22 protein-coding genes are annotated in these 22,980 nt (G+C 62.9%); 3 read left to right on the top strand and 19 right to left on the bottom strand.

The window, feature by feature from the left end; all coding sequences use genetic code 11:
- Positions 1-184 precede the first annotated feature (184 nt).
- Positions 185-1,534 (top strand): adenylosuccinate synthase, encoded by a 1,350-nt coding sequence (locus RIG82_12570; GenBank protein ID MEQ9461776.1) that lies wholly within the window; start codon positions 185-187, stop codon positions 1,532-1,534.
- 68 nt (positions 1,535-1,602) lie between these two features.
- Positions 1,603-2,364 carry an isoprenyl transferase gene (locus RIG82_12565; protein ID MEQ9461775.1) on the top strand — a complete coding sequence of 254 codons (762 nt, stop codon included), beginning with the start codon at positions 1,603-1,605 and terminating at the stop codon, positions 2,362-2,364.
- Positions 2,365-2,367: 3 nt separating this feature from the next.
- Here the strand turns inward: RIG82_12565 and RIG82_12560 are convergent, their stop codons facing one another.
- From RIG82_12560 to RIG82_12535, 6 genes are all read right to left on the bottom strand, one after another.
- Positions 2,368-2,676 (bottom strand): PF20097 family protein, encoded by a 309-nt coding sequence (locus tag RIG82_12560; protein MEQ9461774.1) that lies wholly within the window; start codon positions 2,674-2,676, stop codon positions 2,368-2,370.
- Positions 2,677-2,696: 20 nt separating this feature from the next.
- On the bottom strand, positions 2,697-4,322 hold the full coding sequence (gene rny / locus RIG82_12555; GenBank protein MEQ9461773.1) for a ribonuclease Y: 1,626 nt from the start codon (positions 4,320-4,322) through the stop codon (positions 2,697-2,699).
- A gap of 384 nt (positions 4,323-4,706) precedes the next feature.
- Entirely contained in the window at positions 4,707-5,585 is an 879-nt protein-coding gene (locus RIG82_12550) for a hypothetical protein (protein ID MEQ9461772.1), read from the bottom strand.
- Between the two features lie 4 nt (positions 5,586-5,589).
- Complete coding sequence (locus RIG82_12545; GenBank protein ID MEQ9461771.1) at positions 5,590-6,249, bottom strand: hypothetical protein; 660 nt, start codon at positions 6,247-6,249, stop codon at positions 5,590-5,592.
- The gene (locus RIG82_12540) at positions 6,246-6,881 is read right to left on the bottom strand and encodes a hypothetical protein (GenBank protein MEQ9461770.1); all 636 of its coding nucleotides are present in this window, start codon (positions 6,879-6,881) and stop codon (positions 6,246-6,248) included. The genes RIG82_12545 and RIG82_12540 overlap by 4 nt, the downstream gene beginning before the upstream one ends.
- 12 nt (positions 6,882-6,893) lie before the next feature.
- Positions 6,894-7,358, bottom strand: a complete 465-nt coding sequence (locus tag RIG82_12535; GenBank protein MEQ9461769.1) for a DUF2752 domain-containing protein — start codon at positions 7,356-7,358, stop codon at positions 6,894-6,896.
- Positions 7,359-7,370: 12 nt separating this feature from the next.
- Here RIG82_12535 and RIG82_12530 point away from each other — a divergent pair, with 12 nt between their 5' ends.
- Positions 7,371-8,048, top strand: coding sequence for a CDP-alcohol phosphatidyltransferase family protein (locus RIG82_12530; protein MEQ9461768.1), 678 nt, complete (start codon positions 7,371-7,373; stop codon positions 8,046-8,048).
- Here RIG82_12530 and RIG82_12525 read toward each other — a convergent pair.
- The 13 genes from RIG82_12525 to hrpA all read right to left on the bottom strand — a co-directional run bounded on the left by RIG82_12525 (position 8,023) and on the right by hrpA (position 22,964).
- Complete coding sequence (locus RIG82_12525; protein ID MEQ9461767.1) at positions 8,023-8,355, bottom strand: HPr family phosphocarrier protein; 333 nt, start codon at positions 8,353-8,355, stop codon at positions 8,023-8,025. The genes RIG82_12530 and RIG82_12525 overlap by 26 nt on opposite strands.
- Before the next feature lie 24 nt (positions 8,356-8,379).
- On the bottom strand, positions 8,380-8,859 hold the full coding sequence (locus RIG82_12520) for a PTS sugar transporter subunit IIA (GenBank protein MEQ9461766.1): 480 nt from the start codon (positions 8,857-8,859) through the stop codon (positions 8,380-8,382).
- Positions 8,860-8,922: 63 nt separating this feature from the next.
- Complete coding sequence (gene raiA / locus RIG82_12515) at positions 8,923-9,222, bottom strand: ribosome-associated translation inhibitor RaiA (GenBank protein ID MEQ9461765.1); 300 nt, start codon at positions 9,220-9,222, stop codon at positions 8,923-8,925.
- Between the two features lie 60 nt (positions 9,223-9,282).
- Entirely contained in the window at positions 9,283-10,245 is a 963-nt protein-coding gene (locus RIG82_12510; GenBank protein ID MEQ9461764.1) for a DUF502 domain-containing protein, read from the bottom strand.
- Between the two features lie 103 nt (positions 10,246-10,348).
- Positions 10,349-11,530, bottom strand: coding sequence for a WD40 repeat domain-containing protein (locus RIG82_12505; protein ID MEQ9461763.1), 1,182 nt, complete (start codon positions 11,528-11,530; stop codon positions 10,349-10,351).
- 9 nt (positions 11,531-11,539) lie between these two features.
- Entirely contained in the window at positions 11,540-12,793 is a 1,254-nt protein-coding gene (tyrS, locus tag RIG82_12500; GenBank protein MEQ9461762.1) for a tyrosine--tRNA ligase, read from the bottom strand.
- A gap of 11 nt (positions 12,794-12,804) precedes the next feature.
- Complete coding sequence (locus RIG82_12495) at positions 12,805-13,152, bottom strand: zinc ribbon domain-containing protein (GenBank protein MEQ9461761.1); 348 nt, start codon at positions 13,150-13,152, stop codon at positions 12,805-12,807.
- Positions 13,153-13,181: 29 nt separating this feature from the next.
- Positions 13,182-13,727, bottom strand: coding sequence for a nucleotide exchange factor GrpE (locus RIG82_12490; protein MEQ9461760.1), 546 nt, complete (start codon positions 13,725-13,727; stop codon positions 13,182-13,184).
- A 15-nt stretch (positions 13,728-13,742) separates the two neighbouring features.
- Positions 13,743-14,879, bottom strand: a complete 1,137-nt coding sequence (gene dnaJ / locus RIG82_12485; protein MEQ9461759.1) for a molecular chaperone DnaJ — start codon at positions 14,877-14,879, stop codon at positions 13,743-13,745.
- Between the two features lie 85 nt (positions 14,880-14,964).
- The gene (gene groL / locus RIG82_12480; GenBank protein ID MEQ9461758.1) at positions 14,965-16,578 is read right to left on the bottom strand and encodes a chaperonin GroEL; all 1,614 of its coding nucleotides are present in this window, start codon (positions 16,576-16,578) and stop codon (positions 14,965-14,967) included.
- 87 nt (positions 16,579-16,665) lie between these two features.
- Positions 16,666-16,992: a co-chaperone GroES gene (locus RIG82_12475; protein MEQ9461757.1), complete on the bottom strand. Its 327-nt coding sequence runs from the start codon at positions 16,990-16,992 to the stop codon at positions 16,666-16,668.
- A 90-nt stretch (positions 16,993-17,082) separates the two neighbouring features.
- Positions 17,083-18,780, bottom strand: coding sequence for a chaperonin GroEL (groL, locus tag RIG82_12470; GenBank protein MEQ9461756.1), 1,698 nt, complete (start codon positions 18,778-18,780; stop codon positions 17,083-17,085).
- Positions 18,781-19,049: 269 nt separating this feature from the next.
- On the bottom strand, positions 19,050-22,964 hold the full coding sequence (gene hrpA / locus RIG82_12465) for an ATP-dependent RNA helicase HrpA (protein MEQ9461755.1): 3,915 nt from the start codon (positions 22,962-22,964) through the stop codon (positions 19,050-19,052).
- Positions 22,965-22,980: the final 16 nt, after the last annotated feature.

Here is a 22,980-nt window from a genome sequence, read left to right as displayed (position 1 = left end):
CAAAACCCTGAAAAACATGGGCTTATGACGGCTGGGCAAGCTACGAAAACCCCAACAATCCGCTTGGACCGATCCCTGCCGCCTGATACCATCTCACTTTCGCGCCCAACCGCACCAAGCACCCCGATAGACCGGTCTGCTCATGCCCTCTAGCCAACAGCAAACCCTTGAAAAATCAGATCTTATGAACCAGACCGCCGCCCGTCGTATCGCCAGCCACCAGCACTGCGTGATCGTCGGCCTCCAGTGGGGCGACGAGGGCAAGGGCAAGATCGTCGACCTCCTCGCACCCGAGTTCGACGCCGTCGTCCGCTACAACGGCGGGGCCAACGCCGGCCACTCTGTCCAGGTCGGTACCAAACGCTACGCCCTCCACCTCATCCCCAGCGGGATCCTCTACTCAGACAAGCTCAACGTCCTGGGCAACGGCGTCGTCATCGACGTCGACCAACTCGTCAAAGAGATCGATGATCTGGCAGCACAAGGGGTTACGATCGGGACCAACCTCCGCGTCAGCGACCGCGCTCACGTCGTCATGCCCTGGCACAAGGTTCAGGACGGCCTCGTCGAACGCGCCCTGACCAAGGGATCCGGCGAGGCCGCCGCCATCGGCACCACCGGCCGCGGCATCGGACCCTGCTACGCCGACAAAGCCACCCGCTCCACCGCCATCCGCGTCTGCGACCTCCAGAACCCGCAAACCCTCAAAACCAAAATCCCCCAGATCGCCAGCATCAAAAACACCGCCCTCGGCGCTCTCGCAGCCGACCTCGGCGAATCCTTTGAACCCTTTGATCCGTCGGTACTTATCGAGCGAGCCCTCGCCCACGGCAAACGCCTCGCCGCACACGTCTCCGATACCGCCGAGCTTCTCCACGATGCCATCGACACCAACAAACGCATCCTCTTCGAGGGTGCCAATGCCACCCTCCTCGACGTCGACCACGGCACCTACCCCTTCGTCACCTCAAGTAGTTGCTCTTCACCCGGTGCGCACACCGGCACCGGCGTCCCCGGACACGTCGTGACAGGTGCCGTCGGCATCGTCAAGGCCTACCAGACCCGCGTCGGCGGGGGGCCCATGCCCACCGAACTCTTCGACGCCACTGGCGACCGCATCCGCGAACAGGGACGCGAGTACGGCACCACCACCGGCCGACCTCGACGCTGCGGATGGCTCGACCTCGTCGCCCTCCGCTACACCACCCGCATCTCCGGCGCGACCGACATCGCCCTCATGCTCCTCGACGTGCTCGCCGGCGTTGGCGACCTCAAGCTCTGCACCGGCTACCGCGTCGATGGGCAGGAGCTCCACCGCTTCCCCGCCGACGCCTCGATCCTTGAAAGCGCCGAGCCGATCTACGAGACCGTCGCGGGTTTCGATGACGACCTCACCACCTGCCGCCGCTTCGACGACCTGCCTGATGCGGCGCAGGCCTACGTCCGCCGCATCGAGGAGGTCGTTGGCGTCCCCGTGTCGATCATCAGCGTCGGCCCCGCTCGTGACCAGACCATCTTTCGCGAACAAGCGTGAACACACGGGCGTAAGGCCACGGTCGGAGGATCACATCACCTGGATCAACGATCCGCGGAACTGACTCGATGACCACGACAACCTCCGACTCGACTCAGGAACTCGAAACTCTCGGTCTCCCGGCCTCAGCGTTGCCCAAGCACGTGGCCATCATCATGGATGGCAACGGCCGCTGGGCAAAATCCCGCGGCCTCGACCGCAGCGAAGGCCACAAGGTCGGGGCCATGCGCACCCCGCCCGTGGTGGAGACCGCCAGCCGACTCGGCATCGAGGCGATGACCCTCTACAGCTTCTCCACCGAGAACTGGGCCCGCTCGGAGGCGGAAGTCGGCTGCCTGATGGACTTGTACACCGAGTACCTCGTCTCGCAGCGTCCGCTCCTGACCGACAACAACCTCCGCTTCCGCCACCTGGGCCAGCGTGAGGGATTGCCCAGCCAGGTGCTCACAGAACTCGACGCCAACGTCGAACTCACCCGAAACAACACGGGATTGACCCTTTACCTCGCGCTGAACTACGGCAGCCGCATCGAGATCACCGGCGCGGTGCGTTCGATCGCCGATGACGTCGCCTCAGGCGATCTGACCCCCGCGGAGGTTGATGAAGACCTGATCAGCTCACGACTCGGCACCGCCGGGAGCCCCGACCCCGACCTGCTGATCCGCACCTCGGGCGAGATGCGCCTGAGCAACTACCTGCTCTGGCAGATCAGCTACGCGGAACTCTGGGTGACGGACGTGCTGTGGCCGGACTTCCAACCCGAGCACCTGCGCACGGCCCTCCGCGATTACGCCAGCCGCAAGCGGCGCTTCGGCAAGGAAGAAGCGTAAGCCTCATCGGCGTGGGTTGATGTCATGGATGTCATCGGACTCCGGCGGAAGCTCTTCGGGTTCGCCGAGGGGGTCACGGAGTTTGTGTCCGACCTTAAACAGCACGAGTTCGCAGGCTCGGCACCGCCATGCGGGCAGGCGGTTGGCCCGCAGCACGGCATGGGTGCCCGGAAGGCTCTCGGCCATCATCGGTCGTGCGCTCGGCGACCAGGGCAGCCAGTTGAGCCCGCCTGAGACGGGCAGAACACCCGGCTGCATCCGTGCATGGCACTGCGGGCAGCGGAGCGTTTTGGGTTCCTGAGGGGGGGCCATCCCGACATCCTAGACCGTGATCAGCGGGCAAACTCGATGGTGCGCATCTCGCGGAGGACGGTGACCTTGATCTCGCCGGGGAACGTCATCTCTTCAGAGACGCGTTTGGCGATGTCGCGGGCGATGTAGGCGCAGCGGGCGTCGTCGATGTTGTCCGGATCGACGATCACACGGACTTCGCGGCCAGCCTGGATGGCGTAGGCGTGCTGAACGCCCTCGTGCTCGATGGCGATGCCTTCGAGCTGTTCGAGCCGGCGGACGTATTTTTCGAGGGTCTCGCGGCGGGCGCCGGGGCGGGCGCCGGAGATGGCGTCAGCGGCCATGACGATCGGGGTGTAAGGAGTGGTCGAGGGGATGTCGTTGTGGTGGCCGCCGATGGCGTTGAGGACGGCCTCGTCGGTTTCGCCGTGCTTGCGGGCGAACTCCATGCCGATGGCGGGGTGTCCGCCTTCGACTTCGTGGTCCATCGCCTTGCCGATGTCGTGGAGGAACCCGCAGCGACGCGCGAGCTCGCCATCGAGTCCGAGCTGGTCGGCGATGACCTGCGAGAGGTACGCGGTTTCCATCGAGTGACGGAGGATGTTCTGGCCGTAGGACATCCGGTAGTAAAGGCGTCCCATCATCTCGGAGATGCGGGGGTGGAGTCCGCGGACGTGGGCTTCGATGCAGGCGTCCTGCCCGTACTTGACGATGCGTTCCTGGATCTCCTTACCCATCTGCTCGACGACTTCTTCGATCCGGGTGGGGTGGATGCGCCCGTCATCGACGAGCTTCTGGAGGGACTGGGAGGCGATGGCTCTGCGGACGGGATCGAAGCATGAGACGACGATCACGCCCGGGGTGTCATCGACGATCACGTCAACGCCGGTGGCTTTCTCAAAGGCTCGGATGTTGCGTCCTTCGCGGCCGATGACGCGGCCCTTGAGGTCGTCCGAGGGGATGGCAATGGCGGAAACGGTCGCCTCGGCGGTGTGCTCTGAGGCATAGCGCTGGATGGCGTTGAGGGTGATTTCGAGGGATTTCTGGCGAGCTTCCTGCTCGGTGCGTTCGGTGATGCGCTGGATGAGCTGACCGGCTTCTTCCTGAGCCTCGAGTTCAATGGCTCGGAGGGCCTGCTTGCGGGCCTCGTCTTCGGAGATTTTTCCGATCCGTAGCAGCTCCTGCTTCTGTTCTTCGCGAGCTTTGTCGAGGAGCTCGCGGTGCTCATTGAGGAGTTGGTCGAGTTCGGCGTCGCGCTCGCGGACTTTGTTCTCGCGGTCCTTGAACTCGTCCTCCTGGCGGGAGAGGTTCTCTTCGCGATTGGTAAGGCTGTCGAGTTTACGGTCGAGGTTGTCTTCGCGTTTGGTGAGGCGTCGTTCAACTTCTTTGATCTCGTTGCGGGCGGCCTCGGTTTCTTTTTCGAAGTTTTCGCGGAGCTGGGTCAGTTCGGCGCGGCCGTCGAGTTCGATCTGCTTCCGGAGTGTGTCGCCCTCAGCGTGGGCGTTGCTGAGGATGCTGTCGGCTTCGCGTTTGGCCTGGGTCAGCGCCTGGGTGCCCATGAAACGGGTCAGGAAGTAGGTACCGATGGCCCCGCCGATCACGCCAGCCAGCAGGAGGAAGGCGGCGATCAGATCGGACACTTCGGCGATCAGGGTGATGATGGTCATGCTGGGCCTTCGTGCGTCCTATTGACGCGGTCGTCCGAAAGCTCAGCAGGGGGGATTGAGAGAGCCGGGGTGGGGTACAGCAAGGAGAAGGCGCCCTACCTATTTGGGGCGTCATCAGGGCCAGACCTCATCTCGCGGCGTTGCCGCGTCTTGGGAGACGTTTCCTCAATCTATCCCGCTGGCCTTCCGGCCGAGCGTCCGGGCTCGATGGTGTGAGCCCGATTCATCGGCTTCTGTTGCCGGCACGCGCCGTGGTGCAGAGAGCCGAGTTACTCGCCGATTCTCGACTGCGCGGGTTTAAGGTAAACCTCAGCACCGGAGAATCTTGCATTATTTTGACAATGTAGTCGGCGGGGGCCGGGAGGGTCAAGTCTGGCGGAAGAGTCAGGATAGGGAAGGGTACGGCACGAGATCGAGGAGGGCTTCGGCGAGGGGCTTGGGGGCACCTTCGGGGGTGATGCGGAGCTGCGGGTGGTGTTTGAGGTCATCGGGGACACGGTCGGGGCGTTTGACCTCCAGGGCGACGGGGCAGCCTGCCTGGAGAGCGAGAGAGCAGAGGAGTCCGGGTTCGCGGGCACCGGCGGGGACGATGGCGGCATCGAGGGCGGGCAGGCGTCGCCAGGGCCAGAGCCAGTCGGGTTCCTGGAGCAGGACGTTCTGGACATCGTCTCGGGTCCAGAGACCCTCGATGGCAGGGCGGTCGGTGAGTTCGGGATCGATGACGAGTTTGGGTGTGGCGGGGCCGCGGAGGTCGTGGGTTTCGCAGTACACCGCCATGGCGCTGGCAAAGGTGAGTGTTCTGGCGGCCTCAGCGTGGTCGGTGAGCAGGCCGATGAAGGGGGTTTCGGGGCTGCTGCCCGCCCTTGCCTGCCATGCGGCGCGAGTTTGATCGGGGTCGGTGTCGTTTTGGAGGGATTCGGCGAGGTCGAGGAGGCTGGGGTCGATCGGCGTCTGCATGGCGTTGTCGATCCGGAAGCCGGGCCAGAGCCATTGGGCCCAGGTCTGGGCGCGGTCCGACCAGACGATGACCCGGAGGGGCTGCGGGTAGGTCTGCGCAATCTTGCGCATCCTGGGGTAGCCGATGACCGGTGAGCCGAGCGGGGGGCTGATGAGGAGATTGGGGGTGAGACCAGCAGCGTCGAGGACGCGCCGGGTGCGACTTGCGCCGACACAGACGATGACGGCATTGGGTCGTTTTTGGCGGGCCAGGACCAAGCGGAGGACATCGAGGTTGTCGGGGGCGATCGCGAGGTGGAGGATCATAGGGCTACTCTTCGTCGGGCTCGCGGTCGTAGAAGAGTTGTGCGATGCGCAGACCCAGCAGCCGGGCAAGGTCGTTCGCGGCGAGGCGCATGCTGGCTCGCCCGTCCTGGAAGGCCTGGGTTCCGAGCTGCACAGAGATGGGGTATCCGGCGGCGACGTTGCTGCTGGTCGTGCCAGCGGGGAACAGCCGGCGGCCGGAGGCGACGTCGATGACTTCGACAAGGACCTGAGCTTTGGGCTGGAGGATGCCGGGGGCGAGTTCGGGCTGGGCGCTGATGACGGAGACGGCGATGACCTGCTCGGCGTCGAGGGCTCGGCCGATGGCGTCGATGGGGGTCTGAGCGTAGAGCGGGCCGAGTTCTTCGGCGACCTTGGTGATCCGCCTGGGGTCGATGATCATGGACTCCGTGAACTCGGCGCGGGCGATGAGGCGATTGCCGACGACGTTGGCGACCTGCTGACTGGTGGCGGGTGAGCCCAGGAGTCCCTGGCGGTCATCAACAAGGACCAGGGTGGGGCGTTCTTCCAGTTCGTAGACGGCGGGGATCTGGTCGAGGCCCGCCCATCCTGTGAAGATGCCAGCGATGTAGCCGATTTCCTGGCAGCCGGAAGAGAAGAGCGTCATCAGCGTGAGGGTGAGGATCATGAAGCGAGGGCGTGTCACTTGGGCACCTCGTGGTCGTGGAAGAGGTTGGCGGTTTGGGTGGAGAAGGTTTTGAGGAGCCCGAGTTCAATGGTCTGGCTGTCGGAGGCGAGGACGCCGACCTTGCTCCCAGTGGGGTACTCGGTGGAGACGACGGTCGAGAAACTGGGGTTGTCGGGGTCCTCAGCTTCGGCCTCGATGACGGAGATATCGGCGCTCATGATGCCGCGCCAGAGGTGGGCGTTACCGGGTTCGTGGAGGCGGTATTCGTAAAGGCTGACGATGACGAGTCGATCGACGCCAAGGCCGGTGATGAGTGTCGAGGGCAGGAGGCTCTGCCAGTAGGGGTTTTGGGTTTTGAAGGACGCGAGTGTGCTGGGGTCGGCGAGGCGGATGTCGGGGATGGATTCGGCAAACGCTGCGGCGACCTGTTGGGCGATGATCCGATCGGCAGCGGGGTGCTGATAGAGGATCTGGTCATCAGCAGCGACGAGCACGGCGACGGTTCTGCCGTCGAGTCCGGTGTAGCTGGCATCGACTTCTCGGGTTCCTTCCCCGCCCAGGAGCATCCAGGCGAAGAAATCACACCCTGCCATGGGCAGGGTGAGCGTGATCAGGAGCAGGAGACTTGGCCATCGAGAGGGGTGGGGCATCCGGGAGGTCTTTCAGGTCCAGGTGATGAGTTTCCAGGTCCAGCCGATGACCAAGAGGCTCAGGAGCACGAGCCAGGGTCGTCGGGAGAGGAGGATACGCGACCAGTCGGGGCCAGCCCAGCCGAGGAAGGCAGTGCCGACCTGGAGCCAGAAGAGGATGGCGATTCCAAGGGTGAGGAAGGTGCCGAAGGGTTGGGTGTTGAAAGCGGAGACGAGGTTTCCACGGGCGGCGAGGGAGGCGGCGGTGGTGACGCCACAGGTCGGGCAGGGGATGTTGAAGCTTTCGGTCCAGCCGCAGGGCTCGAGGCCGAGTTGCAGGTGGGAGCCGTAGCCAGCGCGGGCGGGCTCGATTGTGCTGAGCAGGATGAGGGCGGCGAGGCAGGCGATCGCGAGGGGGACTGCGGCGATGCGTCGCTTGAGTCGGCGATGCTCAGATTTCCTGGGCAGACGGAGGCAGTGCTGGCGTCGAATCGTCATAAGCTGTGCATCATGAGCCGTTTTCAGGTTATGGACAACTTGAGGGACCCAGCGTCGCCTGTGCAGCGGGGGTTTAGGAGCTGGTTGGTTGATCTGCTGACGGTGGGGGTTGCGTTGTTGGCGCTGGTTGGTGCTGTGGCGGCGGGCTCGGGAGGAGCTGAGGTTTTGTTGGGCTGGATGATGGTGGCGGCGGTGCTGGACGGATTGGATGGGCCGTTGGCCAGACGATGGGGCGTGGCCAGCGAGGCGGGTCGGCGGCTGGACCTGATGGTCGATTGGGTGGCGTTTGTGCTGTGTCCAGCGGTGGTCCTAGTGGATCAGGAAGTCGGGTTGTGGCTGGCCGTCTTGTTGGTTGTGGGTGGTGCGGGACGGTTGGTGCGGGCTTGGGGGACAAGGCGGTTGTCGCCTGAGTTTGAGGGGTTGGCGTTTCCGGCTGCGGGTCTGGCGGTGGCGGCCTCGATGGGGATTGGAGCAGAAGGGATCATCGTCCCGGCGGTGGCGGTGGGGATGGTGCTGCCGGTGTCGATGAGGCGATTGGCAGGGCTTGGGGGCGTGCGGTTGGTGGTGATCGCGGTGGTTGCGGGCATGGCGGCGGCGAGTGCGCAAGAGCAGGTGCTGCACGCTGGCGTGCTGGGGGGTGCTATCGCCTACGGGGTGGTGGGGATCACTCTTCGTCGAAGCCGCGGTTAACGAGGTCTTCGATGGCGGTGACGGCTTCCTGAGCGTCGGTGCCTTCGGCGATGACCTTGAGTTCGGTGCCCTGGGTGGCGGCGAGCATCATGAGTTGCATGATGCTTTTGGCGTCGACGGATTGCTGATTCTTGATGACCTGGATGCTGGCGGAGAACTGGGAGGCGGTATCGACGAAGGACATCGCGGGTCTGGCGTGCATGCCCAGCCGGTTGCGGATGACGACGACTGTCTCGGCACGGTGGCCGTTGGCGTCTCCGCCTGAGGTCGGCCCGAGGCCGGATGAGGATGGGGTGGGCTGGTTCATCGCGTCTTCGGTCAGGGGTGTTGGTCAGCTTGGGAGTTGCTGGGCGTCGGCTTCTTCGATGAGTTCGAGGATTTCCTGCTTGGTCGTTGACTGGCGGAGGAACTTGCGGAACTGATCGTTCTGGAGTTGAGAGAAGATGCTTTCCATGGCCTGGAGGTGTTCATCCGGACGGTCTTTGGGTGAGAGCAGGAGGATGATGGAATAGACCGGCTGTTTGTCGAGGGCGTTGAAGTCGACGCCTTTGCGACTGACGCCTACGGCGGCGGCCATTTTGAGGATCTTGTCGTGCTTGACGTGGGGGACGGCAACGCCTTTACCGAATCCGGTGGAGCCGTGTTTCTCGCGTTCTATGATGGCATCGATGAGTGATTGTGCGAGGGCGGGGTCGGCGATGTCGGCGTCCTGGAGGACGGCCTCGATCAACTCGCGGATGACATCGTCTCGTGTGGTTGAGGCGAGGTCGGGAAGGATGGCGTGTGTGGCGATGAATGCCTGGAGCTTCATACGTGTTCCTCGAAAGTCCGTCCCGATTCTACGGGTTTATGGTCTTGTCTGGGTGTGCGGGGCTTAGCCCTTGTGGTTGCGCACTTTTTCCTTGTGATCGTGAACTTGCCTGGCGACCTTGTCGGTGGCCATGTCGATGCTGCGGTAGAGGTCGTCGCTGTGGTCCTGGGCGACGAAGTGCTCGTGTCGGTCAACGTGGACGATGATCTCGACGGCGAAGGTGTTGGCGTCGTTCTTGTCGAGCACGACTTCTGCCTTGGACGCGCGGTCGTAGTAGCGAGAGACTTTTTCGAGCCGCTGGGTTGCGTAGGAACGGATGGGATCGGTCACGTCGAGGTGTTTGCCTGTGACGATGATGTCCAAATCTGACCTCCTGGCGGGCGTGATGGCCCGTGTGTTTGTGGCCTTGGGCTGAGCCGTATTCTACTGGGAATCGGCCTGTGGCAGGGCGGGTTGCGGCGGGTTCTGGGTTTTGGGTTCGGTGATCTCGGGCCGGTAGGTTGCGCGGTGTTCGTCATCTGAGATCACCTGGCTGGGCGGGATGAGGACTCCGCCGCTGACGGCGAACTTGAGTGCCTCCTCGATGGAGATCGGCAGATCGATGGTGTCGGTTCGGGGCACGGTGATGACATAGCCAGTGAAAGGCGTGGGGGAACTAGGGATAAAGACGGTCATGCAGTCTGCGTCAGCGCGTATTTGGATGTCGCGCATGGTGTCGCCGGTGACGAGTCCGACGGACCAGATGCCTTTGCGTGGGTATTCGACGGCGACGACGCGGTTGAAGTTGAGTGGTCGTTTGGCGGGTTTGTCACCAAAGAAGAAGTCGGTGACCTGCTTGACTGAGGGGTAGACGCGGCTGACGAGTGGGATGGCGAGGATGAAGTCTTCGGATTGTCGGTAGAAGGTTTTGCCGAGGTAGCTGCCGAGGATCACGCCTACGAAGTAGATCAGGACGGCGGCAAGTGCGAGTCCGACGAGGTCGAGGGCGGACCAGTTGCCGATCTGTACGGAGTCCCAGGCGCGTCGGAGGGCGAGTCGTCTGGCTTCGAGGACGACTTCGGGTTTTTCGCGGAGCCACTGTCGTTTGGCTTCGATCTGCTGGGCGCGGCCGTAGGAGGGGCCGAGTTTGTTCCTGCGGTCATCATCGATGAGGGCCCATTCCTGCTCGACCTCGCCGGGCAGGTCGGAGGCGAGTCGGTCGATGTCGGCGTCAGTGGCGGTGGGGTAGTAGGTGAACTGGATCAGGGCTTCGCGGACGCCCTGGTTGAGCGGTTCGGCGATGTTGTCGTTGACGAAACCGTAGACGAGGACCAAGAGGTAGGCGGTGAGGACAGTGGGGAGGATGATCCCGAGTCCGCGAAAGAAGAAGCGTTTGAAGTTGGTCATCAGTCCAGGTCTAGGGTGGTCAGGGGCCGGTTTACGCCGGACAGCAGGCCGTGGTTCACCCTAGGTCATCGGTCGGTTGAGGGTCAACCAGGATATTCGGTGTTTACCGATCGACTACAGCGTACTCGACCTGACCGTTGGGGTAGGGGAGTCGGCGTCCGAGGAGTTGTGTGTAGGAGAGCCCGCTGAGGACGACGAGGCGTCCGCGCCAGAGGGTGGCGGCGGCGTCATCGTGGTCGAATCGGGTCGCGGCCTGCTGAGCGACGCTCACTTTTTTGAGATCGAGCTGACGGACGAGGCTGAGTTCGACGTCTTTGCGGGCGCGTTGTGACTCTCCGCCAATGAGCCATGCGGTGTTTCCGGAGCGAACGAGGCATGCGTCGGCGACGCCCGTGGAGTAGTCGAGGTGAGGGCCCTGGATGAGTGCTTCGGAGGGTTCGATCGATAGCAACCATGTTTTGTCGGTGGTTTCGCCGGTCTGTGTCTCTTGCCCGCCGAGAATCCAGACTCTGCCATCGGGGAGGGTGACGACCTGGTGGTCATCGAGTTGTGCGGGGAGTTGGGTGGTGAGGAGCGATGAGGTCATGGTCGCGGGGTCGAAGACTTCGATGGTGTTGCATCGACCGGCGACGATGACGACCCGTTCGTCAGGCAGGAGAGCGGAGGCGTGGTTTCTTCGCTCGGCGGCGAGGGGGAATGAATGGATGGCGGAGGCATCGCGAGGGTCGAAGATGCTGATTGTGGTGCGGCCGATGATGATGACTTGGCCGTCGCTGAGCAGGTGGGTGGTGGGCGAAGTCATCGGTTCGGGAAGTGTGGGGCCGGGGATGCTGTTGGCTAAGGAGAAGTTGACGATCTCGGTGGTGTCGGTGGCCTGTGGTTCCATGGCGGAGCCTGTCTGCCCGCCTGCGACGAAGACTCGGGTGTCGTTGAGCCGGACCTGAGCGTGGAAGGCACGCGGGGTGATGAGCTGGACTTCTGAGATCGTCCATGCTGAGCCGTTGAATCGTTGGATGTCGGGCGTCATCTGCCCGAGACCTGTGATTCCGCCTGTGACGGTGAGGTACTCGGGTCCGGGGCTCACGCGGTGACCGACGACCGGCTCGGGCATGACCGGCCAGTCGCGCCAGTCGAGTGGTGTGACGCTGGGGTCTGACTGCTGCGCTGTGAGCTCCTGGGACTGAGGCGGTTCCCAGGTCGAAGGTGTGAAGAGGGGTGTGCTGCATCCGGTGAGGATGAAGCAGAGCAGGGGGGCTGCCGTGAGGCGTCCCGGTTTGGTGAGCATGGTGTGTCTCTAGGCCAGGTCGAAGCGGAAGAGTCGCTTCTTCCCCACCCTCAGGAGGAGATACCCCTCCGGGGCGTCGTTTCTGCTCACAGGCCGGTTAAAATCGCTGATTTTTTCGTCACCGAGGCGTACGCCACCGCCCTGGATAAGTTTTTTGGCTTCGCCATTGGAGGCAGCGAGTTTACTGGTCACCAAGAGGTCGCGAATGGTGGTGAGTTCGTTTTCGGCGATCGGCGCGTGGGGGATGCTGTCGCCGGTGACGTCTTGCGCAGCGCCGAAGGCTTTTCGTGAGTCTTCCTGGGCTTTATTGGCCTGGTCCTTGCCATGGACGATGGTGGTGACCTCGTAGGCGAGGGTTTCTTTGGCGGCGTTGAGTTCCTGGCCCTGGCGTTGTTCGAGGGTTTGGATTTGGTCTATCGGCAGGAAGGTGAAGTAGCGAAGGTAGGGGCCGACGGCGTCATCGGGGGTGTTGCGCCAGAACTGGTAGAAGGCGTAGGGGCTGGTGCGGTTGGGGTCGAGCCAGACGTTGCCGGCTTCGGTCTTGCCGAACTTCCCGCCATCGGGTTTGGTGATGAGGGGCATGGTGAGTCCGGCGAGTGAGGCGTCATCGAGTTTGCGGGCGAGTTCAACGCCCATGACGATGTTGCCCCACTGATCCTGCCCGCCCATCTGGAGGGTGCAGCCGTGTTCGCGGTGAAGGTGTGCGAAGTCGTAAGCCTGCATGATCATGTAGCTGAACTCGAGGTAGCTGATGCCAGACTCGCTGTCGATGCGTGCTTTGACGCTTTCCATCGATAGCATTCGGTTTACGGAGACACGGCTGCCGACATCGCGGAGCAGTTCGATCCAGCTCAGTGATGCGAGCCAGTCGGCGTTGTTGAGCATGATGGCGTGGTTGGGTGCGTCCCCAAAGGGAACGATGCGGCCGATCTGCTTGACCATCGCGGCGGCGTTGGTGTCGATCTGTTCGCGGGTGAGCATCTGGCGTGATTCGGTTTTGCCGGAGGGGTCGCCGACAAGCGCGGTGGCCCCGCCAACGACGACGATGGGTTTGTGCCCGCAGCGGCTGAGCCAGGCGAGGGTCATGATGGGGACGAGGGAGCCGACGTGGAGGGAGTCGGCGGTGGGGTCGAAGCCGATGTAGGCCTTGAGGGGTTTTTCGAGTCGTTTGCGGATGTCAGCGTCGGTGGATTGGGCGACAAGGCCGCGCTCGGAGAGCACGTCGTAGAGGTTGTCGGAGGTGGTTGCTTGGGCTTGGGGCATCCGGTTACACGTTATGATTTTGTGGGTTTTTCGGCTGATTTCGTGGCTTCAGCGGCGGGTTTCTCGGATTTGGCTTGCGTTTTGGCGGCGTCGGTTGCCGGCTTGGTGTCGGCTTTCTTCTCGTCCTTGGGTTTGCCGGCGTCAGTCTCGGCTTTGGCGGACTTCTGGTAGGCGTCGGAGCGGTAGTCGGTTTCGTAGAAGCCGGAGCCTTTGAAGATGATGCCAGCGCCGGTGCCGATCAGGCGTTTGAGTTTTTGCTTTCCGCATTCGGGGCATTTGCGGAGTGGCTTGGCGGTGATGGGCTGGAACTCATCGAACTGGTGCTCGCAGGCCTGGCAGAGGTATTCGTAGGTCGGCATGTTGGGTCTCTTGTGGCTTGGTGCCTGGGTCAGGCGCTGACGCTGACCTGTGCTCCGCGAACGGTTTTGCCGCGGGCAGCGTAGCCGGGCTGGAACTGCTGGACGACGTGGTTGGGTTCGTAGTCGTCGGAGTTGGCGCGCATGAGTGCTTCATGGCGAGCGGGGTCAAAGGGTTCGCCGGGTTGGGCTTCGATGCGTTCGACGCCTAGGGAGTTGAGGGTTTTGAGGAACTCTTCGCGGACGAGGCTGACACCGGCGAGGAGGTCGGTGATGGTGGTTTTTTCAGGGTCGATAGCGAGGGCGCGATCGAAAGCGTCCATGACGCTGACGAGTTTCTTGGCGGTGTCGAAGACGGCCTGCTCGCGGGCGGCGTCTGCGTTGAGCCCTGCGCGTCGTGCGTAGTTCTGGTAGTCAGCGGCAGCGCGGAGGAACTTGGACTCGAACTCGTCGCGTTCGATTCTGAGTTGTTCGAGTTCACTCAAGGGTTCTTCTGGAGTTAGTTCCAGGCCCGTATCATCGTGCTGCTCGGTATCGGGGTTGTTGTGTTCGTCGGTGGGGGGTGTGTTGTCTGTCATGACGAGCTCCGGTCACTAATCTTTGGCTGTTCCAATGTACTCGCGCATGCGGTCCCAGAAGCCTCGGGCTTCGGGGAGGACATCGTGGTCTTCGGTCTCGGCGTACTCGCGGAGGAGTTTTTGCTGCTTGGAGGTGAGTTTTCGGGGGACTTCGACCTGGAGCACGACGATGAGGTCGCCAGTGGAGCCGCCTCGGAGATTGGGAAGGCCTGCCCCGCGGAGGCGGAGGGTTTCGCCGTGCTGGGTTCCGGGTTTGATGGAGGTCTTGTGTTCCTGGCCGAGGCCGGGGACTTCGATCTCGGCGCCGAGAGTCATCTGCGCGAAGCTCACGGGCATCCTGAGGATGAGGTTGTCGTCATCACGATCGAAGAGGGCGTGCTTGGTGATGCGGACGACGACGTGGAGGTCGCCACGGGGCCCGCCCTGGCTGCCGGGCTCGCCTTCGCCTGGGACGCGGATGGCCTGACCATCGTGGATGCCCGGTGGGATGCGAACGGACAGGATGCGGTGTCGTGGTTGGCGGCCGGAGCCTTTGCAGGTGGTACAGGCATCTTTGATGACGCGGCCGGCGCCACGGCAAGCGGGGCAGGGTGTGGCGATGCGGAACATCCCGCCGAAGCCCTGCTGCTGGACCTGGCCGACCCCGCCGCAGGTCACGCAGGTGACTGGTGACGAGCCGGGTTTGGCACCGGTGCCGGTGCAGGTTTCGCAGGTGTCTTGTCGGGTGAACTCGACTTCACGTTCGGTGCCGTTTGCGACGTCTTCGAGGCTGATCTCGACCTCGGTTTCGAGGTCGTATCCTCGGCGGGCGCGCTGCCCACCTCGAGAGCGTCTTCCGCCAGCTCTGGCGTCGCCGAAGATATCCTCGAAGATCGAGAAGATGTCGTCGGCGCGCATGGAGTTGAAGTCATGCCCGCTGGTTCCGCGGAGTCCGGCGTGTCCGTACTGGTCGTAGCGTTGTCGTTTCTGCGCGTCAGAGAGGACTTCGTAGGCTTCGGCGGCTTCTTTGAACTTGGCTTCGGCCTCGGCGTCGCCTGGGTTGCGGTCTGGGTGATGCTTCATCGCGAGTTTTCGGTAAGCGCGCTTAATGGTGTCGGCATCGGCCGACTTCTCTAAGCCAAGCACGCTGTAGTAGTCGCGATCGGTTGCCATGAGACCTCTTGATGCTGCTTCTGAAAAGGGCCCAGGGAGTTCCCTGGGCCCGTGTTTCATCGTCGTGACAGTCGATGCTGCTTGATCAGGCAACCGCGCCGGGGACTGGTTCGTCGTCTTCCTTCAGCTCGGTGACCAAGACGTTGGTCGTGAGCATGAGGCCTGCGACAGAGGCGGCATTGATCAGGGCGGTGCGTGGGACCAGAGCGGGGTCGATGATGCCGGCCTTGACGAGATCGGTGAACTCGCCAGTGGCCGCGTTGTAGCCGTAGTTGCCCTTGTGCTCCTGGACTTTTTCGATGACGACGTAGCCGTCTCCGCCGCCGTTTTCGACGATCTGCCGTAGCGGGACTTCGACGGCTTCGGCGATGATGTCGTAGCCGAGTTTGTCATCGCCCTTGGCCTTGGCGCGGGCGGCTTCGATAGCTTCGATGGTGCGGACGAGAGCGACTCCGCCGCCCGGGACGTAGCCCTCGTTGGCGGCGGCTTTGGTTGCGGCGAGAGCGTCATCGACTCGGTCTTTGCGTTCTTTCATCGCGGTCTCGGTGGCCCCGCCGACGCGGATGATGGCGACGCCGCCGGAGAGCTTGGCGAGCCGCTCCTGGAGCTTTTCGCGGTCGTAGTCACTGGTGGTTTTTTCGATCTGGGTGCGGATCTGATCGATGCGTTGGTTGATGTCCTTCTTCTTGCCGGCACCTTCGATGACGGTCGTCGAATCCTTGTCGATGACGATTCGCTTGGCCGAGCCAAGGGCGTCGATCTCGACGGTCTCGAGTTGCTGGCCCAGGTCTTCGCTCAGGAAGGTTCCGCCGGTGAGGGCGGCGATGTCGCCGAGCATGGCTTTGCGACGATCACCGAAGCCCGGGGCCTTGACGGCGGCGACCTTGAGGATGCCGCGGAGGCGGTTGACCACGAGGGCAGCCAGAGCTTCGTTCTCAACGTCTTCGGCGATGATGAGAAGAGGCTTTTGCGCCATCGCGACCTTGTTGAGCAGGGGCAGAAGGTCGGGGAGGTTGCTGATCTTCTTCTCGTGGATGAGGATCAGGGCGTCTTCGAGGACGCATTCCTGGGTGCCGGGGTCTGTCATGAAGTAGGGGGAGAGGTAGCCTTTGTCGAACTGCATGCCTTCGACGTAGTCGAGGGTTGTATCGGCGGACTTGCCTTCTTCGACTTCGACCACGCCATCGGCCCCGACCTTGTGGATCGCTTCGGCAATGATCTCACCGATTTCGATGTCGTGATTGGCGGAGACGGTGGCGACCTTCTTGAGGTCATCCTTGCCCTTGCACTTGGTGGCCATGGCGGTGAGCGCTTCGCCAGCGACTTCGGCGGCGGCGTTGATGCCACGCTGGAGTGCGATGGGGTTGGCACCTGCGGTGACGTGCTTGAGACCGGCGTTGTAGATGGCTTCGGCGAGCACAGTGGCGGTGGTGGTTCCGTCGCCAGCCTTGTCGGAGGTGCGCTTGGCGACCTCAACGACCATCTTGGCTCCCATGTTCTGGAAGGGTTCGGCGATCTCGACTTCCTTAGCGACGGAGACGCCGTCCTTGGTGACCTTGGGTCCGCCGTAGGATTTTTCCATCACCACGTTGCGGCCGGTGGGTCCCATGGTGACCTTGACGGCTGCGGCGAGTTTTTCAAGGCCTTTGCGGAGTTCGACGGCGGCCTCGGCTCCGTAGATCATTTGTTTCTTGGACATCGTTAGCTGGTCCTCTCTGGCGGGCGGTGAGCCAGCCAAGTCATTCACGGTTGGTGGAGCTGTGACGATTCAGGTTGCGGGCTGGTGTTAGCCCTCGACCACGCCGAGCAGTTCGCTCTCGCGCATGATCTTGACCTCGACGCCATCGATCTCGATTTCGGTCCCGGCGTACTTGCCGTAGAGCACTTTGTCGCCCTTCTTGACACTGAGGGGGGTACGGTTGCCATCGTCCTGGAGCTTGCCGGGTCCGATGGCGATGACGGTACCGGAGACCGGCTTTTCCTTGGCGGACTCGGGGAGGAAGATGCCGCTGGCCGTCTTCTCTTCACTGGCCTCGGGCTGGACCACGACGCGGTCGTCGATGGGCTTGATCTTGGTGGAGATTTTGGTCTTGGTTTTGGTGGCAGTGGCCATGTTTTTATCCGTGCCTCTCTTTGAGGGTGTTGGTTTGGTTGTGTTTGATCAGTGAACGTGCTGATTGAAAGTGGTGTGGCAGTTGGTGGTTTACATCATTCCGGGCATGCCACCCATACCGCCCATTCCACCCATGCCCGGCATGCCGCCGCCCATTCCACCCATTCCACCCGGGCCGCCAGCACCAGCACCGGCGGGCTCGTCTTCAGGGATGGAGGTGACGGTGCAATCGCAGGTCAGCAGAAGCGAGGCAACAGAGGAGGCGTTTTGCAGGGCGGTACGGTCAACTTTGGCGGGGGTGATGATGCCACGCTCAACTAGGTCGGTGTATTCGAGTTTGAGGGCGTCGAAGCCGAAGGAACCCTTGCCTGCGGCGACTTTCTGAACAACGACGGTTCCGCGTTCGCCGGCGTTGTCGGCGATGGTTCGGAGTGGCACTTGTAGGGCACGCCGCACGACGTCGATGCCGACCTGTTCGTCCTCGGAGTTGACTTTGAGCTTCGAGAGGGCGTCGATGGCACGGATGAAGCTGACTCCGCCGCCGGGGACGATGCCTTCTTCGACGGCGGCGCGGGTGGCGTGGAGGGCGTCTTCGACGCGTGCCTTCTTCTCTTTGAGTTCGGCTTCGGAGGCGGCTCCGACGTAGATCTGGGCGACGCCGCCAGCGAGCTTGGCGAGGCGTTCCTGCAGTTTCTCGCGGTCGTAGTCGCTGGAGGTGGTCTCGATCTCGCGGCGGATCTGCTCGATGCGGGCCTGTATCTGCTTCGAGTCGCCAGCGCCCTCGATGATGGTGGTGTTGTCGGCGTCGATGGTGATCTTCTTGGCCACGCCGAGGTGCTCGAGTTCGACCTTGTCGAGGTCGATGCCGAGGTCCTTCATGATGGCGGTGCCGCCGGTGAGAACGGCGATGTCCTGGAGCATGGCTTTGCGGCGGTCGCCGTAGCCCGGAGCCTTGACGGCACAGACATTGAGGACGCCGCGGAGCTTATTGATGACGAGGGTGGCGAGGGCTTCGCCAGAGACGTCTTCGGCGATGACCAGGAGCGGACGCTTGGTTCCCTGAATCTTTTCGAGGACGGGGACCAGTTTCTGGATGGTGTCGATCTTATCTTCGTAGACGAGGATGAAGGCCTTTTCGAGTTCGGCGGCCATGGCGTCCTGGTCGGTGACGAAGTTGGGGCTGAGGAAGCCGCGGTCGAACTGCATGCCTTCGACGACATCGACGTAGGTTTCGAGGCTCTTGCCTTCTTCGACGGTGATGACGCCGTCCTTGCCGACCTTCATAAACGCATCGGCCATGATCTTGCCGATGGTCATGTCGTTGTTGGCGCTGATGGCGGCGACGTTGGCGATGTCGTCCTTGCGGGTGGCGTCGATGGGCTTGGCGAGCTTACCGATGCTGGCGACGACCTGCTCGACGCCGATCTTCATCCCGCGGACCAGGGCATTGGCATCGGCACCTGCGGTGATCTGGCGGAGCCCTTCCTTGACGAGGGCTTCGGCGAGGACGGTCGAGGTCGTGGTCCCGTCGCCAGCCTTGTCGGAGGTCTTGCTGGCGGCTTCTTTGACGAGCTGGGCGCCCATGTTCTCGTCGGGGTCGAGGAGTTCGATTTCTTCGGCAACGGTGACGCCATCTTTGGTGACGGTTGGTCCGCCCCAGCTCTTGTCGATCACCGCGTTACGGCCACGGGGGCCGAGGGTGCTCTTGACGGCGGCGGAGAGCTTTTGAACGCCAGCCAGGAGTTTTTTGCGTGCTTCGGTTTCAAATACGAGGTCTTTGGCGGCCATGTTTCGTCGTTCTCCAGCAGGGTCCCAGTGGGACGGTTGCTTGGTTGTTGTGCGGGTACAGCACGTCGGGTTGGTCCGACTCTGTGGGATACCGCAAGGGGTGGGCCAGTGTGAGGATGTCTTTGGCAGGGTTTTGATTGTTAGCTAAATCAATCAATAACAGAGAGTTAGGTTGAGTATCGCTGTCAGAGGGACAGGGCGTGGCTGGCTGGTCTGCTGTCATGCTGGCAGGCTGGCATGGTTGAGTCTGACAGCACTGCCAGCCTGGGTCAGCCTTTGACGCGGGCCCATTGGTCTTCGAGCTTGCGGTCTGAGATGGCGACGGCGGTGCCCAGTTCCTGGGCGAAGAGGGATACGCGGTACTCTTCGAGCATCCAGCGGAGGTGGTCGAGTTGGTCATCGTGGAGGCTGGCGGCGCGGTGTTCGGTGGCGCGTTTGGCGTAGCGGTTCCACCAGAAGGCGAGCCGCTTCATCTGTTGGCGATCGCGACCGGCTTCGCCGCGTTCGATTTTCTCGACACGGAGTTCGGCGGCGCGGAGGTATCGGGGGAACTGGGCGAGCCAGGGCCATGGTGTGCGGATCAGGAAGGCAGGTTGGATGAGGTAGCCGATCTGTCCATTGAGGTCGGCTGCGGCAGAGGGTTCGCGCCGCTGAACTCGATCGGCTGCGAGACAGGCCTTCTGCCAGTGGGTGAGGATGGCTTGTGTGCGGGTGAGGATGTCATCGGTAACGGGCTCAAGTCGATTCCAGCCGCGGTCGAGTCGGGACTCGTAGGCAGAGCGGCGTCGGATCGGGATGCCATCGTCGAGGTAAGCACGTTCGATGATGCGGTCGATGAGTTGTGACTCGAGGGTTCGGCTGTCGCCCAGGGTGGCGAAGTCGAGGCGCAGTTTGTCCATGCGGAGGTCGTGGCGTAGGCGATGGCGAAGTCCGCTCTCGATCTGGAGACTGATGAGCCGGATCAGTCCGCGCATCATCTCAGCGTGGGCCTGGTCGGGGTCCTGCATCAGGCGGAGCGAGACGGTCTGCCTTTCATCTCGAAGGACCGGGAAGGCACGGAGGGTCAAACCGCCACGTTTGACTTCAATGGATTCGGGGAGGTCGTCGAAGTCCCAGCGGGTGATGCCGACGCGGGGCCAGGGCGAGGCTTGGTCATCCGGGATGACCTCGGAGTCGAGATCGAGGCCGAAGCGGCGACGGACCTCGCTGAGGTCTCGGCTGACCATGAGTGACTTGCCTTGCGCGTCAAAGACTTCGATGGCCATGCGGAGGTGTGGTTCGACGCGGGTGGTGTTGATCCAGTTGGCTTCGACAGGTGCCTGGGCGAGATCAGTGAGTGTTCGGGCGAGGGCTTCGCGGAAGCCGCCGTGGCCGAAGGCGAGGAGGCTAGCGGCCTTGCGTGCGATCTCTGGGGCGGGGACAAGGCGTCGTCGGGTTTCCTTGGGGAGCAGGCGGATAAGGCTTTCGATCTTTTCGGGTAGCAGTCCCGGAACAAGCCAGTTGATGCGGTGGGCGTCGAGCTGGCCGACGGCCTCGCGCGGGACCTCGACGGTGACGCCATCGCGTTGATCGCCGGGTTCGAGTCGGTAGACCAGGGGCAGGTCGAGTCGGCCGAAGCGGATGGTGTCGGGGAAGGCTTCGGGCGTGACCCAGTCGGCATCCTCTTTGAGGGCGTCCTTGCGGCTCATGCGCATGGCGTTGGGGTTGCGTTGTCGCTCCTGCTTGAGCCATTGGCGGAGTGTGACGACATCGAAGACGCCAGCGGGAAGTGTTTTGTCGTAGTAGTCGTAGATGGCGTGGGATTCGGCGAGGAGACCGCGTTTTCGGGCTTTGGCTTCGAGGACTTCGATCTGGCCGACGAGTTCGCGGTTGGCCTGGAAGGCTTTATCGATCAGATCGACATCACCAGCGACGAGGGCTTGGTGGATGAAGATCTTACGACTGGCCTGGGGATCAATACGGCCGTAGCGGACGCGACGTTTTGGAATGACCGGGAGGCCGAAGAGCGAGACGCGCTCGTCGGCCATAACACTGCCGGCGGCGCGATCCCATAGCGGCTCGCGGTAGCTGCGCTTGATGAGGTGCTCTGCGAGTGGTTCGATCCAGTTGGGATCGACCTGGGCAACGGTGCGGGCGAAGCGGCGTGTGGTTTCGACCAGCTCTGCGGCGACGATCCACTTGGGCTTGCGTTTTGCGAGTCCGGACCCGGGCCAGAGGACGAGTTTCTGATTGCCAGCGCCGATGTACTCGCGCTCGTCCTTGAGGTAAGCCAATCCGCTGAGCAGGCCGGTCAGGAGAGAGCGGTGGATGGCGTCGAAGTCGTCTTTCCTTGGCTGGGGCTTGAGTCCGCCGGCGAGGGCGACCTCGCGGAGTTGGCGGTGAATCTCGGTCCATTCGTGCATGCGCGTCGGAGAGAGGAAGTTTTGGGCGCAGGCTTTTCGAAGTTGATTACGGGAGAGTTTATCCTTGAGGTCGTGATAGAAATCCCAGAGTTCGAGGTAGGCCATGAAGTCGCTGCGTTCGTCTGCGAACCGATCGTGGGCGGCGTCGGCCTGGGTGGTCTGTTCGGCGGGTCGGTCTCTGGGGTCGCCTACCTCGAGGGCTGCGGCGATGATGATGACCTCGCTGAGGGCATTTTCCCGGTCGGCTGCAAAGACCATGCGACCGACGCGTGGGTCAACGGGCATTCGCGCGAGTTGCTGGCCGATGCGCGAGAGCTTGCCGTTGTTGTCGATGGCTCCGAGTTCGTAGAGGGTTTTACGGCCATCGCTGATCCGGGTGGGACGGGGCTGTTCTAAAAGAGGCAGGCGTTCGAGGGTGCCCAGGCCGAGGCCCATGGACCTGAGGATGACGGCGGCGAGGTTGGTGCGCAGGATTTCGGGTGGGGTGTAGGCCTCGCGGGCTTCGTAGTCTTCTTCGCTAAAAAGTCTGATGCAGACGCCGGGTCCGACGCGGCCGCAGCGTCCTTTGCGCTGGTCGGCGGAGGCTTTCGAGACCGGTTCGATGGGCAATCGCTGGACGCGGGCTCTTGAAGAGAAGCGGCTGATGCGGGCGAGCCCGGTATCGACGACGTAGCGCACGCCGGGGACGGTGATGGAGGATTCGGCGACGTTGGTGGCGATGACGATACGTCGGCGTTGGTGAGCCCGGAAGACGCGGTTCTGTTCGGGGCTGGTGAGCCGTGCGTAGAGAGGAAGGATATCGACGCTGTTGGATCGTTTGGTTTCATACCGTCCGCGGAGCAGTCGGGAGGTTTCACGGACATCACGTTCGGTAGCGACGAAGACGAGGACATCGCCGGGGCCATCGTGGAAGGCTTCGTCGATGGCATCCATGAGGGCGCGTGTGGGGTCCCCTTCGGGGTTTGATTCCGTGGGTTCGACGGGTCGGTAACGGACATCGACGGGGTAGCTGCGGCCGGCGACTTCGACGATGGGGGCGGGTTTGCCTTGGGTGGCGAAGTGATCGCTGAAGCGTTTGGGGTCGATGGTGGCCGAGGTCATCAGGAGCTTGAGGTCGGTGCGTCGGTCGAGGATTCTGCGGAGTGCGGCGAGGAGGAAGTCGATGTTAAGGGAGCGTTCGTGGGCTTCGTCGATGATTAGGGTGTCGTAGGCGGTCAGCAGTGGGTCGCTCTGGAGTTCGGCGAGCAGGACGCCATCGGTCATGACTTTGATATAGCCGTCGGCAGAGGTGGTGTCGGTGAAGCGGATTTTGAACCCGACGTCGCGGCCAAGCGGTGAGCCAAGCTCTTCGGCGACGCGCGCGGCGACCGATCGGGCGGCGATCCGTCTTGGCTGGGTGTGGCCGATGAGCCCGCTGACGCCTCGGCCTGCCTGGAGGGCGATCATGGGGAGCTGGGTTGATTTGCCGGAGCCGGTCTCTCCGCAGATAACGATGGCCTGGTGATCCCTGATGAGGTCGGCGATTTGATCGGCATGAGCAGTGATGGGTAGGTCAACGGGGTAGCTGATCGCTGGCCGCCGGGCGCGTCTGTTTTCGTAGCGTGCTTGAGAGGCTTCGATCCGCTGATCGAGGCGTGCGCGGTGCTGGTCGTAAGCGTGGCCATCGCGCTCGGCGTTTTGGCAGCGTTTAATCAGGTCTTTGAGGTGGGCGCGATCTGCGGCCATGACTCGGTCGAGTCGGGCGGTGAGTCGTGTCCAATCAACCTGATCGCTCCGTGGCATGGGCAGTAGCTTAGAG

Source organism: Phycisphaeraceae bacterium, assembly GCA_040222855.1.
Lineage (GTDB): Bacteria > Planctomycetota > Phycisphaerae > Phycisphaerales > Phycisphaeraceae > Mucisphaera.
Note: the sequence above shows the minus strand (reverse complement) of the source record. Positions and strands in the feature narration are given on the sequence as shown.

Bases quoted from the DNA above. Each gene is read 5' to 3' on its own strand.
- RIG82_12535 (MEQ9461769.1), bottom strand. From the start codon at position 7,358: ATGACGATTCGACGCCAGCACTGCCTCCGTCTGCCCAGGAAATCTGAG.
- RIG82_12550 (MEQ9461772.1), bottom strand. From the start codon at position 5,585: ATGATCCTCCACCTCGCGATCGCCCCCGACAACCTCGATGTCCTCCGC.
- RIG82_12530 (MEQ9461768.1), top strand. From the start codon at position 7,371: ATGAGCCGTTTTCAGGTTATGGACAACTTGAGGGACCCAGCGTCGCCT.
- RIG82_12565 (MEQ9461775.1), top strand. From the start codon at position 1,603: ATGACCACGACAACCTCCGACTCGACTCAGGAACTCGAAACTCTCGGT.
- RIG82_12560 (MEQ9461774.1), bottom strand. From the start codon at position 2,676: ATGGCCCCCCCTCAGGAACCCAAAACGCTCCGCTGCCCGCAGTGCCAT.
- RIG82_12505 (MEQ9461763.1), bottom strand. From the start codon at position 11,530: ATGCTCACCAAACCGGGACGCCTCACGGCAGCCCCCCTGCTCTGCTTC.
- RIG82_12525 (MEQ9461767.1), bottom strand. From the start codon at position 8,355: ATGAACCAGCCCACCCCATCCTCATCCGGCCTCGGGCCGACCTCAGGC.
- rny (MEQ9461773.1), bottom strand. From the start codon at position 4,322: ATGACCATCATCACCCTGATCGCCGAAGTGTCCGATCTGATCGCCGCC.
- groL (MEQ9461758.1), bottom strand. From the start codon at position 16,578: ATGTCCAAGAAACAAATGATCTACGGAGCCGAGGCCGCCGTCGAACTC.
- RIG82_12510 (MEQ9461764.1), bottom strand. From the start codon at position 10,245: ATGACCAACTTCAAACGCTTCTTCTTTCGCGGACTCGGGATCATCCTC.
- RIG82_12495 (MEQ9461761.1), bottom strand. From the start codon at position 13,152: ATGCCGACCTACGAATACCTCTGCCAGGCCTGCGAGCACCAGTTCGAT.
- tyrS (MEQ9461762.1), bottom strand. From the start codon at position 12,793: ATGCCCCAAGCCCAAGCAACCACCTCCGACAACCTCTACGACGTGCTC.
- RIG82_12520 (MEQ9461766.1), bottom strand. From the start codon at position 8,859: ATGAAGCTCCAGGCATTCATCGCCACACACGCCATCCTTCCCGACCTC.
- RIG82_12540 (MEQ9461770.1), bottom strand. From the start codon at position 6,881: ATGCCCCACCCCTCTCGATGGCCAAGTCTCCTGCTCCTGATCACGCTC.
- RIG82_12570 (MEQ9461776.1), top strand. From the start codon at position 185: ATGAACCAGACCGCCGCCCGTCGTATCGCCAGCCACCAGCACTGCGTG.
- groL (MEQ9461756.1), bottom strand. From the start codon at position 18,780: ATGGCCGCCAAAGACCTCGTATTTGAAACCGAAGCACGCAAAAAACTC.
- dnaJ (MEQ9461759.1), bottom strand. From the start codon at position 14,879: ATGGCAACCGATCGCGACTACTACAGCGTGCTTGGCTTAGAGAAGTCG.
- RIG82_12490 (MEQ9461760.1), bottom strand. From the start codon at position 13,727: ATGACAGACAACACACCCCCCACCGACGAACACAACAACCCCGATACC.
- hrpA (MEQ9461755.1), bottom strand. From the start codon at position 22,964: ATGCCACGGAGCGATCAGGTTGATTGGACACGACTCACCGCCCGACTC.
- RIG82_12475 (MEQ9461757.1), bottom strand. From the start codon at position 16,992: ATGGCCACTGCCACCAAAACCAAGACCAAAATCTCCACCAAGATCAAG.